Annotated in this window: 12 protein-coding genes; 5 read left to right on the forward strand and 7 right to left on the reverse strand. The window is 66.1% G+C overall.

Annotated features, from left to right (window positions below; all coding sequences use genetic code 11):
- Positions 1–86 precede the first annotated feature (86 nt).
- Positions 87–848, reverse strand: coding sequence for a lysophospholipid acyltransferase family protein (locus NS6_RS22765; RefSeq protein ID WP_068045002.1), 762 nt, complete (start codon positions 846–848; stop codon positions 87–89).
- Positions 849–948: 100 nt separating this feature from the next.
- On the opposite strand from NS6_RS22765, the gene NS6_RS22770 reads away from it, so the two are divergent.
- From NS6_RS22770 to hemC, 4 genes are all read left to right on the forward strand, one after another.
- Entirely contained in the window at positions 949–1,905 is a 957-nt protein-coding gene (locus NS6_RS22770) for a hypothetical protein (protein ID WP_245669465.1), read from the forward strand.
- Positions 1,906–1,949: 44 nt separating this feature from the next.
- Positions 1,950–3,527 (forward strand): MBL fold metallo-hydrolase, encoded by a 1,578-nt coding sequence (locus NS6_RS22775; protein WP_068045003.1) that lies wholly within the window; start codon positions 1,950–1,952, stop codon positions 3,525–3,527.
- A gap of 33 nt (positions 3,528–3,560) precedes the next feature.
- Positions 3,561–4,343 (forward strand): DUF1963 domain-containing protein, encoded by a 783-nt coding sequence (locus tag NS6_RS22780; RefSeq protein WP_068045004.1) that lies wholly within the window; start codon positions 3,561–3,563, stop codon positions 4,341–4,343.
- Between the two features lie 428 nt (positions 4,344–4,771).
- Positions 4,772–5,698: a hydroxymethylbilane synthase gene (gene hemC / locus NS6_RS22790; protein WP_068045011.1), complete on the forward strand. Its 927-nt coding sequence runs from the start codon at positions 4,772–4,774 to the stop codon at positions 5,696–5,698.
- Positions 5,699–5,958: 260 nt separating this feature from the next.
- Here the strand turns inward: hemC and NS6_RS22795 are convergent, their stop codons facing one another.
- The 5 genes from NS6_RS22795 to NS6_RS22815 form a co-directional block, all read right to left on the reverse strand.
- Positions 5,959–6,684 carry a hypothetical protein gene (locus tag NS6_RS22795; RefSeq protein ID WP_245669466.1) on the reverse strand — a complete coding sequence of 242 codons (726 nt, stop codon included), beginning with the start codon at positions 6,682–6,684 and terminating at the stop codon, positions 5,959–5,961.
- Positions 6,681–8,345, reverse strand: a complete 1,665-nt coding sequence (locus tag NS6_RS22800; protein WP_068045013.1) for an ABC transporter family substrate-binding protein — start codon at positions 8,343–8,345, stop codon at positions 6,681–6,683. The genes NS6_RS22795 and NS6_RS22800 overlap by 4 nt, the downstream gene beginning before the upstream one ends.
- Complete coding sequence (locus tag NS6_RS22805) at positions 8,342–10,270, reverse strand: ABC transporter ATP-binding protein (protein WP_068045256.1); 1,929 nt, start codon at positions 10,268–10,270, stop codon at positions 8,342–8,344. Before NS6_RS22805 ends, NS6_RS22800 begins: the two co-directional genes overlap by 4 nt.
- A gap of 14 nt (positions 10,271–10,284) precedes the next feature.
- Complete coding sequence (locus NS6_RS22810; RefSeq protein WP_068045015.1) at positions 10,285–11,274, reverse strand: ABC transporter permease; 990 nt, start codon at positions 11,272–11,274, stop codon at positions 10,285–10,287.
- 91 nt (positions 11,275–11,365) lie between these two features.
- Entirely contained in the window at positions 11,366–12,343 is a 978-nt protein-coding gene (locus NS6_RS22815; RefSeq protein WP_068045259.1) for an ABC transporter permease, read from the reverse strand.
- A gap of 189 nt (positions 12,344–12,532) precedes the next feature.
- Between NS6_RS22815 and NS6_RS22820 the strand changes: the two genes are divergently transcribed.
- Positions 12,533–13,390, forward strand: a complete 858-nt coding sequence (locus NS6_RS22820) for a Cof-type HAD-IIB family hydrolase (RefSeq protein ID WP_068045017.1) — start codon at positions 12,533–12,535, stop codon at positions 13,388–13,390.
- Between the two features lie 107 nt (positions 13,391–13,497).
- On the opposite strand, the gene NS6_RS22825 is transcribed toward NS6_RS22820, so the two are convergent.
- Positions 13,498–15,804, reverse strand: a complete 2,307-nt coding sequence (locus NS6_RS22825; RefSeq protein WP_068045019.1) for an N-acetylmuramoyl-L-alanine amidase — start codon at positions 15,802–15,804, stop codon at positions 13,498–13,500.
- Positions 15,805–15,840: the final 36 nt, after the last annotated feature.

Below are 15,840 nucleotides of genomic sequence, written 5' to 3' on the forward strand. Positions count from 1 at the left end.
GCATATCGAAAACCGGCGCCCGCGCCATTGCTACTTCCGCTCACTACCTGCGGATATAACCGCTCCCCGGTATCGCCGCGCGGTGGCTACACGTCCGCAGCGCCGTCGCCGGCTTGTTTGCGGGCGTCGCGCTGCGCTGCTTCGGCGGTGTCCATCGCGTCGGCTTCCTCCAGAGTTGGGGCACTACCGCCCAGCCGGGCGGGAACCCAATAGGCGCCGGGTTCGTGGTGGTAGTTCTCCTGTAACCCGTGTAGCAGCCGCTGCATCGTGGAGCGCAGTTCGGTGGTGAGCTCTGCCGCGGGCTCATAGGGCCGGATCGGTTCTCCGACGGCGATGGAGATCGGGGTGTTGGTGCGGCCGAGTCGTTTCGGATACCCCTTGGTCCAGACGCGCTGTGCACCCCAGATGACGATCGGGATGATCGGCACATCGGCTTCGAGGGCCATCCGGGCCGCACCCGATTTCAGCTGTTTGATCTCGAAGCTGCGGCTGATCGTGGCCTCGGGGTACACACCGACGAGTTCGCCGCGGCGAAGATAGTCCAGGGCGGCCTGGTACGAGTCGGCGCCGGCGGTGCGGTCGACCGGAATATGTTTCAGGGCCCGCATGATCGGGCCGGAGATCTTGTTCTCGAAGACATCGTGTTTGGCCATGAACCGGATGTAGCGCTTGGGCGTACGCACCGGCAGGCCCGCATACGTGAAATCCATGTACCCGGTGTGATTCACCGCGAGCACCGCACCGCCGGTGGCGGGAATGTTCTCGTCGCCGGTGACGGTGAATTTCAGGCCCTCGAGGAAGAAGACGGTCCGGGCCAGCCCGATGACAGTCCGGTAGACGGGATCCACAAGTCCGCTAGCGTAGTCGCTGCCATGATGACCGGCACCGGCCGGCCCGCGAAAGCACGCCCGGCGGGCCCTGTTCGAACCGGTATTTACCGCAGGAAAGGTGATCGTCGAAGTGGAACGCGTCCGCCCTGTACCGTCGCGCCGACCCGGCCGCGCAACCGCACCGCGTCGTGCAGACGATCTCCGCGCCGGTGCTGCACCGCGCCGCCGGGGCCGGTCGGTGGTGATCGGGCTGGCCGCGGCGGGTCTGCTGCTGGCCACCGGATGCGATTCGGTCTCCGGAATTCCGGTCGACGATCCGGCGACCGGGGCAGCCGATACCGATATGAGCATCCCACCGGCGGCTACCGCCACCGCCGTGGCACCTGCGCCTGCGTTGCCGCCTGTTCCCGCGGACGCGCCTCCTGTCGGCGAGGTACCCGGGGTCCCGGAGGCCGCGCCCGCGCTGCAACGTTTCGCCGCCGATGTGCGCGCCGGCGGTCTCGCGACTCTCCAAGAGGCCTGCTGGACCATCCCGCCCCGCACCACGCAGACCATGTACGCCGACCCCGATGCCGTGCTCGATGCGCTGGCCCAGCCGGGTACGGCCACCGATGGAACCATCACTTGGACAGACGGAGTGACGAGCGTCACGGCCGAACGAGATCAGGTGGCATCCGGATATGCCTGCGGCCGCGTGTTCCCCGCTGGTGTGGAACCCGCGCACGACGATGCCGACGCCCGGCACACCGTGCGCCGCTACCTGGCGCGGCTCGTCGGGCAACCGTTGCACCCCGACGACCAGGAAGCCGAATACCCGCTGGTCTGCGCGGCGAATCCGGCCACCTGGGATCCACAGGGCTCCGGCGCGCCGGAACCCGCCCCGTTGGCGAACAATCCCGGCATACTCACCGGAACCACCGGTTTCACCGATCAGCTGATCGGTTCCCAGCAGCTGACCCCGGGATATATGTCGGTGACGGCGCCGGTGACAAATGCGTCCGGAGTCACGCAGGATCGGACATTTGTCCTCGCCGACGGTGACAACGGCTACTGCATCGGGGAAATCTCGGACTGAGCCACTACCCTGGAAGCCTGCAATCGGTCAAGAGGAGCGAGCACGTGCAGATCACCAGCGTCGGACATGCGGGTTTCCATATCCGGACCGCGGCCGGGACGATCCTATGCGACCCCTGGGTGAACCCCGCGTACTTCGGTTCCTGGTTCCCGTTCCCGGACAACACCCAGCTCGATTGGGAGGAACTCGGGAACTGCGATTTTCTCTACGTTTCCCATTTGCACCGCGATCATTTCGATGCCGCGCATCTGCTGGAGTACGTCAACAAGGACGCCACCGTCCTACTGCCCGACTACCCGGTCCTGGATCTGCGGCGTGAGCTGGAGAAACTCGGCTTCCACAAATTCTTCGAAACCGAGGATTCGGTCAAGCACACGGTGACCGGTGCCATGGGCGCCGGCGGTGGTGATCCCACAGCCGAACTGGACATCATGATCGTCGCACTGCGCGCTCCCGCGGACGGCCCGATCGGTGATTCCGGGCTCATCGTCTCGGACCGGGAAACCACCTGTTTCAATATGAACGATGCGCGGCCGGTCGATATGGATGTGCTGCACGACGCCTTCGGCAAGATCGATATCCATCTCCTGCAGTACTCGGGCGCCATCTGGTATCCGATGGTGTACGACATCCCGGCCCGTACGAAATCGAATTTCGGGAAGCAGAAGCGGCAGCGCGGAATGGACCGCGCCCGCAGCTATATCGAGCAGGTCGGCGCCACCTGGGTTGTTCCGGCGGCCGGCCCGCCCGTTTTCCTGGACGACGAACTGCGCTATCTCAACGACGATCGCGGCGACGAGGGAAACATCTTCCCCGACCAGATGGTCTTCCTCGAGCAGATGCGTGAGCACGGCCACGACCGCGGGCTGCTGATGGTGCCCGGGTCGACGGTCGAGGTGCACGGTGCCGAACTCGAACTGAACCATCCCTACGACCCCGAAACCATCTGGAACGATAAAGCCGCCTACGTCGAGAAGATGGCGCAGCGGCTGGCACCGGTCCTGGTCGCGGAGAAGAAGACCTGGGCCCCTGCGGAGGGCGAACCGCTCCTCGAACCCCTGCGCGGACTGTTCGAACCGATCATGCGGCAGAGCGATCTCATCTGTGACGGCATCGGCTACCCGGTCGGCTTGGTGCTCGGCGGCGAAACCGTGGTCCTCGACTTCCCGGCCCGCCAGGTCCGCGCCCCCCGAGCCGGCGAGGGCAGGTACCGCTACGGCTTCCGGATCGCTCCCGAACTCGTCCGCACGGTCCTGCGCGATCAGGAACCGGACTGGGTGAACACGATTTTCCTGTCCACCCGCTTCCAGGCGTGGCGCATCGGCGGCTACAACGAGTACCTGTACACCTTCTTCAAATGCCTCACCGGCGAACGCATCGCCTATGCCGACGGCTGGTTCTCCGAAGCCCACGACGATTCGGCCTCGGTCGAGGTGGCCGGCTGGGAAATCCAGCGCCGCTGCCCCCACCTCAAAGCGGATCTGTCGAAATTCGGTGTGGTGGAAGGCAACACACTCACCTGCAACCTGCACGGCTGGCAGTGGGATCTGGAATCCGGCCGGTGCAAGACCTCGAAGGGCCACGAACTCCGCTCTCGCAAACTGACCGAACCGGCGGGGTAGCCGGGATCCGGCAGGCCGGTACAAGATTGCTTCGTGGTTGAAGCTGATCTGTACGGTTCGATGCGGTCGCACATTCCCGAGGACCGACATTCCGTCTTCCGGATGGCGATCCGTGACGGGTTGCGGTTGAAACATGCCAGTGCGGGGGACGCGGTCATCGGTTGGTTCGGCGGCCTGCCGGAGCTACCGGTAGGAGTCGACTGGCCCGGTGACGGTAAAGCCCACTATGAGCACGTGGCCAGTATCGACCTGGCCACGCTGCCGAAGTCGGACCTGGAGCTGCCGCGCCGCGGCCGGATTTCGGTATTCGGCGATACCGAAGGAAGCGCGGGGGCATTCCTCTACTTCCCGGACGATATCGCCCTCCGGGAAGCGGCGCTGCCCCCGGATCTCGAAAGCGATGACCGCGTTTTCGAACGTGTGCCGATGACCTACGCGGTGGTTCCGACGATTCCTTCGCCACGGTGGCTCGAAGAACACCTGCTGTACGAGGACGACGCCGACGAGGTGCTCGAGCAGCTCGAAGCCTTCGGCACCAAGTTCTTCACCCATTCCGGGTCGTGGCATCAACTGGGGGGCTGGGCGAACGAGATCCAGAGCGAGCGCGACCGGGGCCTGCTCCCGGACAGCGCCGCCGAACGACATTTCTTTCCGCAAGGTGCGCCGGCCGGTCAGATCCTGCTGGCCCAGTTCGATACCGATCACGCCATCGGTATGGGATGGGGAGACTTCGGGACCCTGTATTGCTTCATCGATCCGGGACACCTCGCCGCACACGAATTCTCCGACGTCGCCGTCTACTGGGAATGCTATTAGGCATTCCGCAGCCCCATAATTCCCCGTCGGCTCCGGTGCCCAACTCCGAACGGTCGAGATAACTGTCGAGCTGAGCCACCTGCGGCCGGCGGGACGCCTTCTCTGTCCGCCCGGCGTTTCACCTCGACAGTTACGCGTTGTTCGGTGCTTCGGCCGTCCACCCCGGTACAGGGCCGGCGAATCGGCTGGTCGTACGATCGGCGCCCACACCGTATTCGCGATCGGCATCCGTGGATCCGAGAATCGCGCCGGTCCAGCGTTGGTGGTCGAGTCGGCGACCCGGGACGCTTTCACCGCTGCCGTCGCGACCGGCCGGCTCGGGGGAGCGGACCAACCGTGGTCGTGGGCAGCGGTCGACAAGAACTCTGCGGCGGATCGCCGCGGGGACGGCCGGTTGCCGCGGTTTGGGCCGGCGGTAGAGTCACGCCATGGCCTCGCGCATAATCCGGGTCGCGACCCGGGCCAGTCCTATGGCAGTTGCCCAAGCCGAGCAGGTGGCGGCTGGTTTATCCGAGTTCGGTGCGGAAACCGAGCTGGTGAAGGTGACCGCTGCCGGTGACCGCTGGATGGGTGATCTTGCGGCGCTCGGTGGCAAGGGGGCTTTCGTCAAGGAAATCGACGATGCCCTGCTGCACGACGAGGCCGATCTGGCCGTGCACTGCCTGAAGGATATTCCCGGTGATATCCCGATTCCGGAAGGTATCGCGTTCGCCGGATTCCCGAAACGCGACGATGTGCGCGACGCGATCATCACCAAGGACGGCCGGCCGCTGTCGGAACAGCCGGCGGGAACCGTTGTCGGCACCAGTTCGGTGCGCCGGGCCGCGCAACTGCGGCTGCACTATCCGCATCTGGAGATGAAACCGCTGCGCGGGAACATGAACTCCCGGCTCATGCGGCTCGAGGACGGGTACTGCGATGTACTGATCGCCGCGGTCGCCGGTATGTACCGGATCGGCCAGGAGGATCGGATCACCGAAATCCTTCCGCTGGAAATCATGTGCCCCCCGATCGGCGCCGGTGTGCTCACCCTGGCCTGCCGCGCCGACGACGACGAGGTACGCGAACTCGCGGGCCGGCTCGACCACGCCGAAACCCGCCGCGTCGTCGACGCCGAACGCGCGATGCTGCACGCCCTGCAGGGCCACTGCAATTCGCCGATCGCCGGGGTCTGCGTGATCGAGCCCGCCGGCCGGCTCTCGATGCACGGCAAGGTGTTCAACCTGGAAGGAACCCAGTGGCTGGATTCGCAGCACTGGGGTGTCCCGGAGGATCCCCAAGCCTTGGGGTTCTTCGTGGGTTCGGACCTACTGCGGCAGGGCGCGCGCAGGATCATCGATTCCATCCCGCACTGATCCGGCAAGCCCTGCACGCCTGATGTTCTGGCATCCGGTGTAGATCCTGCCGAGGTTCCGGCCGCCCGCACCGGGCACGGACCCGTGCCGCGGCCTCACGGCATCGGATCAGGTGAAGCAGCGAGCTGCCGGAGATCGGGGTGGCCACAAGACTCGATGGCGATTTCGGCAGCTGCGGAGAGCAGGAGAGCAGATTTCGACGCCATTGCCGGTCCGGTCGGCGGGCGCTCGCCGGTGCGAGACGGCGGCGCCGTAGCTTCTCAACTCGGATCGGAGCCGCGAATCGCGCAGAGCCAGATCGCTGCGGCGGCAGCCACGCAGGCGGCACCGGTGAACGCGGGCAGTCCGCCGCCTGCTGTGTAGACCCACAACAACCCGATGAACGGTGCAGCGACCACGGACTGCGCATCCAGCAGCAGCCTGCGGGGGAATTTCGCCGCCGCGCAGGCCCGTTCTTCGGTAGCGGCATCCCTGCGCGAGGGGTTGTCGAGCAGCCGCCCGCTGGGCTCCTGCGAACGCACCCGGCCCGCGGGAAGTACGTACAGTCCGCCGTCGGCGAGGAAGTTCGGAGAGCCAGGAGCTGATTCACTCGGTGCCCTGTTCGGGCCGGTTTCGCGAAGGAAGATGCGGTCGCCGTCGAACTCCGCCGTACCACCGGTGAATCCGACGAGCGCCGGGGTGAAATAGACCGGTATCCAGCGCAGGTGCTCGCCGGCCCGGATTTCCAGCCAGGACCTGCTCTGCAACCGATACTCCTGCCGGACTCGGCGCGCAGCAGCGGGACGTGCCATCGCGGCGCCATGCGCGACCGCCCCGAGCGCCACTGCCAGCCGGTACCCGGTGTAGCCGATGATCCCCGATCCGACGACCGCCAACGCACTGAGCTGGTCCGGACCGGCGAACGGCGCCCACGCGGTGAGTACCGCGAGGGCGCCGATCGTTACGCACAGCGGATAGGCCAGCGGACGGCCCGATCCACGATTCACTTCAGGAAGCCGACTGTGGTGTAGTCGGGAGAGGCGAGACCGAACGCTCCCCAGTTGGCGACCTCGTTGCGCTGGGCGACGGTCCCGGGGGACTGCGTGATCGGCAGCGAATGGACTTCCTCGAAGATCATCCGGTCGGCCTGGTTGGCCAGTTCGATCGCCTTGTCCGGATCCAGCTCGGAGATGGTCTGTTCGATCAATGCGTTGAGTTCCGGCGAGCCGATCTTGCCCTTGTTCGACAGGGGCATATCCGGGTTGTAGGCGTAGATCTGCGGCAGGCTACTGAGCGGGAGCACACTGCCCTGCCAGCTGAACTGGGCGATATCGAAGTTGCCCGGGTCGATGATGTCGGTGAACAGCCCCTGCCCGGGATAGGTCTCGATCTCCAGCTTCACTCCGATGGCGGCAAGATTCTGCTGTGCGATCTTGGCGGTCTGGACCCACAGATCCTGCTGGTACATGACGTCACGTATCACCAGCGGGCGGCCGTCCTTCACTCGGACGTCGCTACTGAGCTTCCAGCCGAGTTCGTCGAGTTCACGGGCGGCCTGTTCAGGGTCGAACGCGACCACGCCGGCGTTGTCCTGGTAGCCCTTCTGGCCCTCCATGTAGATGTGGTTGTTCAGCGGTTTCGGGTCGGAAACGACACCGAGTTGAGTGGCGGAGGCGATGGCCTGGCGGTCGATTCCCTTCGCGATCGCTCGCCGCAGTGCCGGGTCCTCGAGAATGGACCCGGGTGCGCCGTTGAAGGTGAAGTGCGACCAGCGCGGCAGCGGGGTCCGCAGGACCTGAACGCCCGGCGTGTTCTTGGCTGTGGTCACTTCGGCGATCCCGGAGATGTCCGAGGAGTCGAGTTCGTTGTTCTGGATCGCAGCGATCCGCGCCGGGATGTCCAGCGCGCTGAAGGTGACGGTGTCGAGCTTGGGGGTATCGCCCCACCACTTCGGGTTACGGCCGAGGGTGATGCGGTTCTGGGCGCGGTCGATATTGCTGATCATGAACGGGCCTGCGCTGAGCGGCATGCCGTTGCGGTAGAAATCGTCGAAAACCTGCGGGTTCGCGGTCACTGCCTTCGGAAGCAGCAGGCCGAACAGGCCCTGCCATTCGGCGTAGTGCTTGTTGAAGGTGACCACGGCCTGCCGGTCGTCGGCGCCGCGTTCCACCTTTTCCACTCGATCGAAGCCCGAGGTCGCGGCGACCAGGAAGTTCGGGTCCTTCCCGCTCTGCGCGTGCGCTTGCGAGGCGAGGTCTTCCCAAGTGATCGGGCTTCCGTCGGACCAGACCGCCTTCGGATTGATCGTGTAGGTGACCACTTGCGGGTCGGTTTTCGTCAGTTCGACACTGGTGAAGTAATCGGTGTCGACCGACAGTTCGCCCTTGGCGTCGGACCGGAACGGGCTCGGCAGTGTCCAGGAGGCGACATCGGAAGCATCGAGGTCCGCGTCGACATGCAGCGGATTGAAGGTTTGCGGCAGCGCAGAGATTGTCAGCCGTAAGTTCCCGCCGTCGCGTAGTTCGCCCGGGTCGTGCGGGTTGATTTGATTGGTGCCGGTGATGGTCACATCCCCGCCCTCGGCACTGTTCGCGCTGCAGCCGCTCAGCAGTAAGCCGATCGCGGTGATCGGCACCGCCACGCGGATACCGACGGATCGCATCTTCATGAGATTTCCTTCCTGCTGGTGGGGTTCGCGTCCGAACCCCTGCCACGGTCGACGACCGGCACCGGAATCGCCTCGATCAGCGACCTTGTATACGCGTGCCGAGGATCATCGAAGATCTGCTCGGCAGGGCCGTATTCGACGATCTTGCCCTGGTACATGACTGCGATCTCGTGTGCGAGATTGCGAACCACCGAAAGGTCATGGGAGACGAACAGATAGGACAGGCCGCGCTGAGTTTGTAGATCACGCAGTAGGTTCAGTACGCCGGCTTGGATGGAGACATCGAGCGATGACACCGGTTCGTCCAGTACCAGCAGCTCGGGATCCAGGGCGAGGGCGCGGGCAATGCTGATGCGTTGTTTCTGACCGCCGGAGAAATCCCCCGGGTACCTGTCGGAGTGTTCGGGGCGCAAACCGACCTGGGCGAGCAACTCCGGCACTCGGCGTGCGATCTCTGCTTTCGGGCGCCGATCGATCTTCAGGGGTTCGGCGATAGCGTCGAATACCGGTAGGCGCGGGTCCAGCGAGGCCGTCGGATCCTGGAAGACGATCTGCATCCGGCGGCGAAGTTCGCGCTTCTGTGTTTTGGTCAGTTCACCGGTCTCGTGGCCGAGGATTTCGATCCGGCCCGATTGTGGCCGGACGAGGTCCAGGATCTGTTCGAGCGTGGTGGATTTCCCGGAACCGGACTCACCGACCAGGGCCAACGTGCGGCCGGCACGGACCTCGAAGCTGATGCCGTCTACCGCGCGTACCTCGCCTTTGCGCCGCCGGAACACCACGCCCGAAGTGATCGGATACGTCTTCACCAGATCCGAGACCCGGAGCACCACGTCGGGTTCGGGCTGGGAAGCGGAATCGAGCGCCGGTTCGTCGATTTCATGGCGATAGGCGTCGAACAGTTCCGTGGTACCCACTTCGCCCGTGCGGTAGCAGGCGGCACGGTGCCCGCTCGTGGCCTCGGTCAGTGAAGGCTCGCTGTCCCGGCACAAGGCGACGGCGACCGGGCAGCGCGGGGCGAACGAGCATCCCGGCGGGAGATCGTGCATGGCCGGCGGCGCGCCGACGATCGGGATCAGCGGGGTCCGGGCAGGCCCGTCCATCCGCGGTATGGACCCGAGCAGACCGACCGTGTACGGCATTCGCGGGGCAGCGAACAGATCCGGGGTCGTTGCGGTTTCCACGATCCGGCCCGCATACATCACGGCGACCCGATCAGCGAGTGTCGCGGCGATACCCATGTCGTGGGTGATCATGATGACGCCCGCGCCGGTGATATCGCGCGCCTTGCGCAGAAGGTTCAGGATCTGCGCCTGCACGGTCACATCCAGTGCCGTGGTCGGCTCGTCGCAGATGATCAGCGACGGATCGTTGGCGATCGCCATGGCGATCACGACCCGCTGGCGCATACCGCCGGAGAATTCGTGCGGAAAGGCTTTGGCGCGTAGTTCGGGATCGGCAATACCCACCAGGTCGAGCAGTTCGACTGCGCGGTTCGCGGCGTCGGCCTTGCTCATATCGCCGTGGGCGAGGAGGGCTTCGGCGATCTGCTCGCCGATCCGATACACCGGCGTCAGGGCCGAAAGCGGGTCCTGGAACACCATGCTCACGGAACTCCCGCGCAACCTGGACAGTTGCCGGTCGCCGAGTCCGAGAAGTTCGCGGCCACGCAACCGGATCGACCCGGTGACCCGCGCCTGGTCGGGAAGCAGGCCCATGACCGCGAGGGAGGACACCGACTTACCGGAGCCGGATTCGCCGACGATCGCCAATACTTCGCCGTCGGAGACGGTGTAGTCCACCCCGCGTACTGCCTCGATGCGGCCCTCCTCGCTGGGGAAGGAAACCCGCAGGTCCGAGACCTCGAGTAGGGGAGTGTTCCCGGTTGCGGCGGCCTCGGGGGGATCCGCGGCCGGCTGCGCCATGGTCTTGTCTCCGCTCATTGCCGCTCGCTCCCGGACGATTCCGCGGGCCGGGTGGTTCCGGCCTGCCGGGCACGCTCGGCCTTGCGGGTTTTTCGTGGGGTACGCGAACGCGCCCGTTTCGCCCCCGGGTCGAACGCATCGCGTAATCCGTCGCCGACGAGGTTCGCGCACAGTACGGTAACGATCAACAGGCCGCCGGAGAACATGAAAAGCCACGGGTAGGTGAGTGCGGTGTCGGTGCCGGCGGCGATCAGCGATCCGAGCGAAACATCCGGCGGTTGCACACCGAATCCGAGGAAGCTCAGCCCGGTTTCGGCCATGATCGAGGCGCCGACGGTGAGCGTGGTGTCGATGATCAGGATCGAGGCGATATTCGGGACGATATGGGTGAGAATTACTGTGCGGGTCGGTGCGCCCATATACCGGGCCGCGCGCACGAATTCGCGGTCACGCAGGCTGAGGGTGAGACCCCGCACGATTCGTGCACTGATCATCCAGCCGAAGACCGCGAGCAGGATGATCAGCAGCACGATCGAGCCGCTGCCCTTGGTGCGCGGCGCGAACAGCGCGATGATGATGAAACTCGGAACCACCAGCAGCAGGTCGACGATCCACATGAGGAACCGGTCGGTCCAGCCGCCGAGCAGTCCGGCGAAGGCACCCACCAGGGCGGCAATGGTCGTCGAGATGATCGCCACGCAGAAGCCGATGATCAGAGATTTCTGCAGGCCCCGCAGCGTTTGCGCGAGGACGTCCTGGCCGATCTGGGTGGTGCCGAACGGATGTTGTGGACTCGGCGGCTGCAGTAGGGCCGTGTAGTCCAGGTCCTGGTAGTCGTAGGGCAGTAGTGGCGGTAGCGCGAAAGCGGCCAGGACGAGCAGGAGCAGCACCACCGCTCCGGTGACCGCGGGCCGGTTGCGCAGGAACCGTTTCCGGACGAGCTTGCGCCGACCCGACGCCGCGACCGCCGGGGCGCCCTGGACGATGATCTCGGCTTCGGTCATTGCGCCCCCGTATCGGGATCTGTGCGCCCGGCACGCGGCGGGCCACCTACTTCGATGCTCCTCGTGTGCCCGTGGCGCAGGACCGGCCCTCTCATGCCACACGCACCCGGGGGTCGAGGATCGCGTACACGATGTCGGAGAGCAGCCCCGATATCAGCACCACCAGACCGGCGAACGCGGTCACCGTCACCACCACGTACACGTCTTGCGCGTTGATCGAATCGACCAGCCATTCGCCGACGCCGTGCCAGCCGAAAATCTTCTCGGTGAAGGTCGCGCCGGTGATCAATCCGCCCAGACTGTAGGCGAACAGGGTCGCCATCGGGATCAATGCTGTGCGCAAACCGTGCTTGTACAGCGCGCGAGTCCGGGTGAGTCCCTTGGCGCGGGCGGTGCGGATGAAATCGCTCTGCAGGACATCGAGCATGGCATTGCGCTGGTAGCGGCTGTATCCGGCCATACCGCCGAGCGCGATCGCCAGGGTCGGCAATACGAGATGCTGCAACCGATCGACCAGCTGGGCGCCGAGCCCTTCGATATGCCCGGCCGACGTTTCGCCGGTATAGAGCAGGACTTGCTGTCCGGCCATCGAGTTGATTTCCAGCGCTCCGTATTTCAACAAGGTGGCGAGCAAGAATACCGGGGTCGACAAGATCAGCAGCGAGACCACGGTGGTGAAGTAGTCGCTGAACTTGTACTGCCTGATCGCACCGGCCGCACCGATGAGCACACCCAGCACCGTGCCCACCACCGAACCGAGTATGAGCAACCGCAGACTCACTGCCACCCGTCGAGGCAGTTCCTCGCTCACCGGCTGCCCCGCCAGCGTGGTCCCGAAATCACCGCGGACCGCGCCGGAGACCCAGATCAGATAGCGCTGCGGGACGGGGTCGTTCAGATGCAGCTCTTCGGCCTTGGCATCGATCACCGATTGCGGTGGCCGTGGATTCCGTTGTTCGAGGCTTTCCAGCGGGTTGAAGGTCAGCGAGGCGACAGTGAAGGTCAAAAAGGATGCCAGCAGCAACAGCACGACGTAGTTGAGTGCGCGTCGCAACAGAAAGCCGGCCATCATTCCCCTCGACATCAGGTGTGGTCCCTGATCATAGGGAGCGTTCCCGCGCCCTGCGCGCCGGATGGCTCGCTGCGTGTTCGACCCCCAAAAGCGGCCGGTCGTGGAGGGACCACCGGCCGGCCCGCGCAGGCCACTGCGGTCGCCAGGTGGGGACACCGCGGGACCACTGTGCCGGGACACAGCAGAATGGACGAGGTGACCGCATCGCAACTGCCCAAACCCAAGCTTGTGGCCTCCGACGTGGACGGCACCCTGATCGACCCGTACGAGCGGGTCACCGCGCGAACCCGGGATGTCGTAGCGGCGCTGGTGGCCGACGGAGTGCAGTTCGTGCTGGCGACGGGGCGGCCGCCGCGGTGGATCGCGCCCGTGGTCGCCGGGCTGGGGTTCGCGCCGCTGTGCGTATGCGGTAACGGGGCTGTGCTCTACGACCCCGAAACCGATCAGGTACTGAGTACCACCGTCCTCGACGTGCCGACGCTGGCCTGGCTCGCCGATCTCGCGGAAAAGGTGCTGCCCGGATGTGGTCTGGCGGCCGAACGAGTGGGCGCCAGTGCCCAGGACGCGGCGACACCGCAGTTCGTGAGCTCGCCGGAGTATGTGCACGCCTGGCTGAATCCCGACGATACGGCCGTGGCGCGTGATGAGGTCATCGCCTCCCCGGCGATCAAAATGCTGATCCGGCTGCCGGGGGCCAGTAGCGGCGATATGGCGGCGACGCTGGCCGGTCATATCGGTGGCCGGGCCGATATCACCTTTTCGACCGACCACGGGCTGGTCGAGATCTCCGCGCCCGGCGTCACCAAGGCGCACGGGCTGCGCATCATCGGTGAGCGGCTCGGTATCGATGCGGCCGATATGGTCGCGTTCGGCGATATGCCCAACGATGTGCCGATGCTGCGGATGGCCGGGCTGGGCGTGGCGATGGGCCATGCGCACCCGGAGGCCATCGCGGCGGCGGACGAGGTGGCGGGGACGAATTCCGAGGACGGGGTCGCGCGGGTGCTGGAACGCTGGTGGCCGCACGACGATTCGCGCCGCTGATCAGGCCGGGGACTGCCGTGACCGGCGCCGGTGGTGGATCTGTGCGACCGCACACACAGAACCGCGCCGGCCGTGGTGAACGGCCGGCGCGGTGATCTGGACCCGGTTCAGGCAGCCGGGGCCGGCGGGACTATCGGTTCGCTGGTGGGGGCCGGGGGCGGCGGAGCTTGCTCCTGACCGGCCGGAGCCGGTTGCGGGCTGGATGGGTGCGGTTGCTGCGCCGGGGGGCCGGGGACAGGTTCGGGCGGGGTCGCGGCCGCGCCGGTGGGTGCCGGTTGCGCCGGTGGGGTTTCGTTGATCGGCGCACCGGCCGGTGGCGGCGCGACGGGACTACTCGGCGTGGAACTGTCTCCTGGAGCCTGAACCGGGGCCTGGGCTTGGTCGGGCAGTTGGGGTTGCGGTGCCGGGGCGGCCAAGGCCGGCGCCTGAGCACCCGGTACCTGGGCGTGCACAGGCGGCGGGGCGGCGAGCGCGGGTGCTGGTGTCGGCGCGACCCCCTGCGGTAGACCCGGGCCCGGCGGCGGAGCGACCTGCGGATGCGGTGGCTGCCCCGGGGCGCCCTGGACCTGCTGCTGGTTGAGTTCGTTGTAGGTCTTCCAGAGTGTGGTGACGACATCGGTCGCCTGGTTCAGGATCAGCGAACCGTTCTGGAAATCGGTGCGCAAACCCTCGGGGACCTGGTACGGGCCGGTCAGCGGCAGGCCGAGAGCGCCGGCGTCGGCGCCGAGTTCCAGGAAGCGGTCCAGGATCTTGCCGACCACTTCGTGGGCCTGCCCTTCCGGGGTGGTGTAGACGTAGCCGTTCACGAACTTTGCGTACTGCTGACCGTGGGCGGCGGGCAGCGGTTCGGAGGCCGCCTGGCCGAGGGGGCCGTCGGGGCCGCCTTTAGCGACCCAGTATCTGGCGATGAGGTTGTCGTTGACCATGGTCAGCAGCTTCGCGGTGAGATCGGCGAGCGCGGCCAGGTCGGAACGGGCGGCCTGGCTGCGCGGTGACGGCGACTGCGATTGTGTCCCGCCGGCTTCACCGGCGGCGATCGTGCGGATGCGGTCCATCTGCCCGTACGCGGCATCCCCCGGGCAGCTGGTGTTGCCGACGTCGCGGTGCGCGAACACCACCGGCAGTTTCACCTCTTCACCGCGGGCGTACGGGGTGAACTCCGTGCCTTCCGAGTACATGGTGGTCTGACCCTGCGGGTCGAGTCCGGCGATCTTCGCGCGCCAGCCGACGAATTTGCCGGTGGCCTCGATCGAGGCGTCGGTGGGCTGTTCGGCCTGGTAGTCGCCCATGATCGCGACTCCGGATGTGTTTTCGTTGAAACCGCCCGCGTGCGCGCCCTGTACCGGCTCGTTCAGGCCCCCGTAGCGGCCCTCGAAGATCTGCCCGTACTTGTCGACCAGGGCGTTGTAGCCCATATCGCACCAGCCGAGGGTTTTCGAATGGTAGGCGTAGATGGCGCGCACGATCCCGGCCGATTCGCCCTTGCTGTAATCGTTGCGACCGGCGGTGTGGTGCACAGTGATACCACCGAGGCCGTCGTCGTAGGTGGGTTCTTGGCAGCGGATCGATTCGTCGGCACCCCATTGATCACGGGTGATCACCCGTGGTCCGCCGCCGGGCAGGGCGGCGGCGATGTCCTGCAGATTGTCGTCGACTGCGCCGCGACCGGGATCGATCAAGACTGCGGTGAGGTCGGGGGGAGGTTCTTGTTCGCCGGCCGCAGCGGGGGTGGGGGTCAGCGGTCCGCCCGGGGCCTGCTGGGGTGTCCGGGTGACCAGAACCTGTACCGCGGTGGTGTTTCCGACGTAGATCGGGTCGGTTCCTGCGGGCGCGCCGTCGGCCACGCCGTCGGCGCCGTCGATCGGGCTGGCTTCGTACCAGTGGCCCCATGACCCGTCGGGTTGTTTGGCGCGGACCATCACGGTGGTGTTCGCCAGGTCCGGCGCGGTGAGCGCGACCATACTGAACGGCTCTTCCCGGGTCAGTTCCTTGACCTGCGCGCCGACGGCGTTCATGAATTCAGGGGGGATGACACCAGGCGTGAGTGCCGGCGTGTCGGCAGAAGGTGTGCCGCTGCCGGGGGATCCGGTCACGAATCCGGGGGCCTGCCGGCCGGATGTCTGGCCCGGTGGGGGATCAGCCGGGGCGAGTCCGGACAGATCGAGTGCCTGTAAGTCCGATAATCGCAGGTCGGGAAGTTCTAGACCGGTCAATTCGGCCAGCGGCAGGACGATATCGGTGGCATTGTTCAATGCCTGCTCGGTGAGTAGGGGCGGTACGGCGGTGAGTTCCACCTGGTCGGCGGATTTGTGTGGGCTGATGACCGTGGGAACCAGGAGTGGCCCCGCTACCGCAATCAGCGCGACAACCGGCAGGACGTAGGAACGCTTCGGTTTGCGGTAGGGCACGAGCATCTCCAATCAGGGTTGCAACCAGTGATCGGTGAGCAA

Source organism: Nocardia speluncae NBRC 108251, assembly GCF_001613245.1.
GTDB lineage: Bacteria > Actinomycetota > Actinomycetes > Mycobacteriales > Mycobacteriaceae > Nocardia > Nocardia speluncae.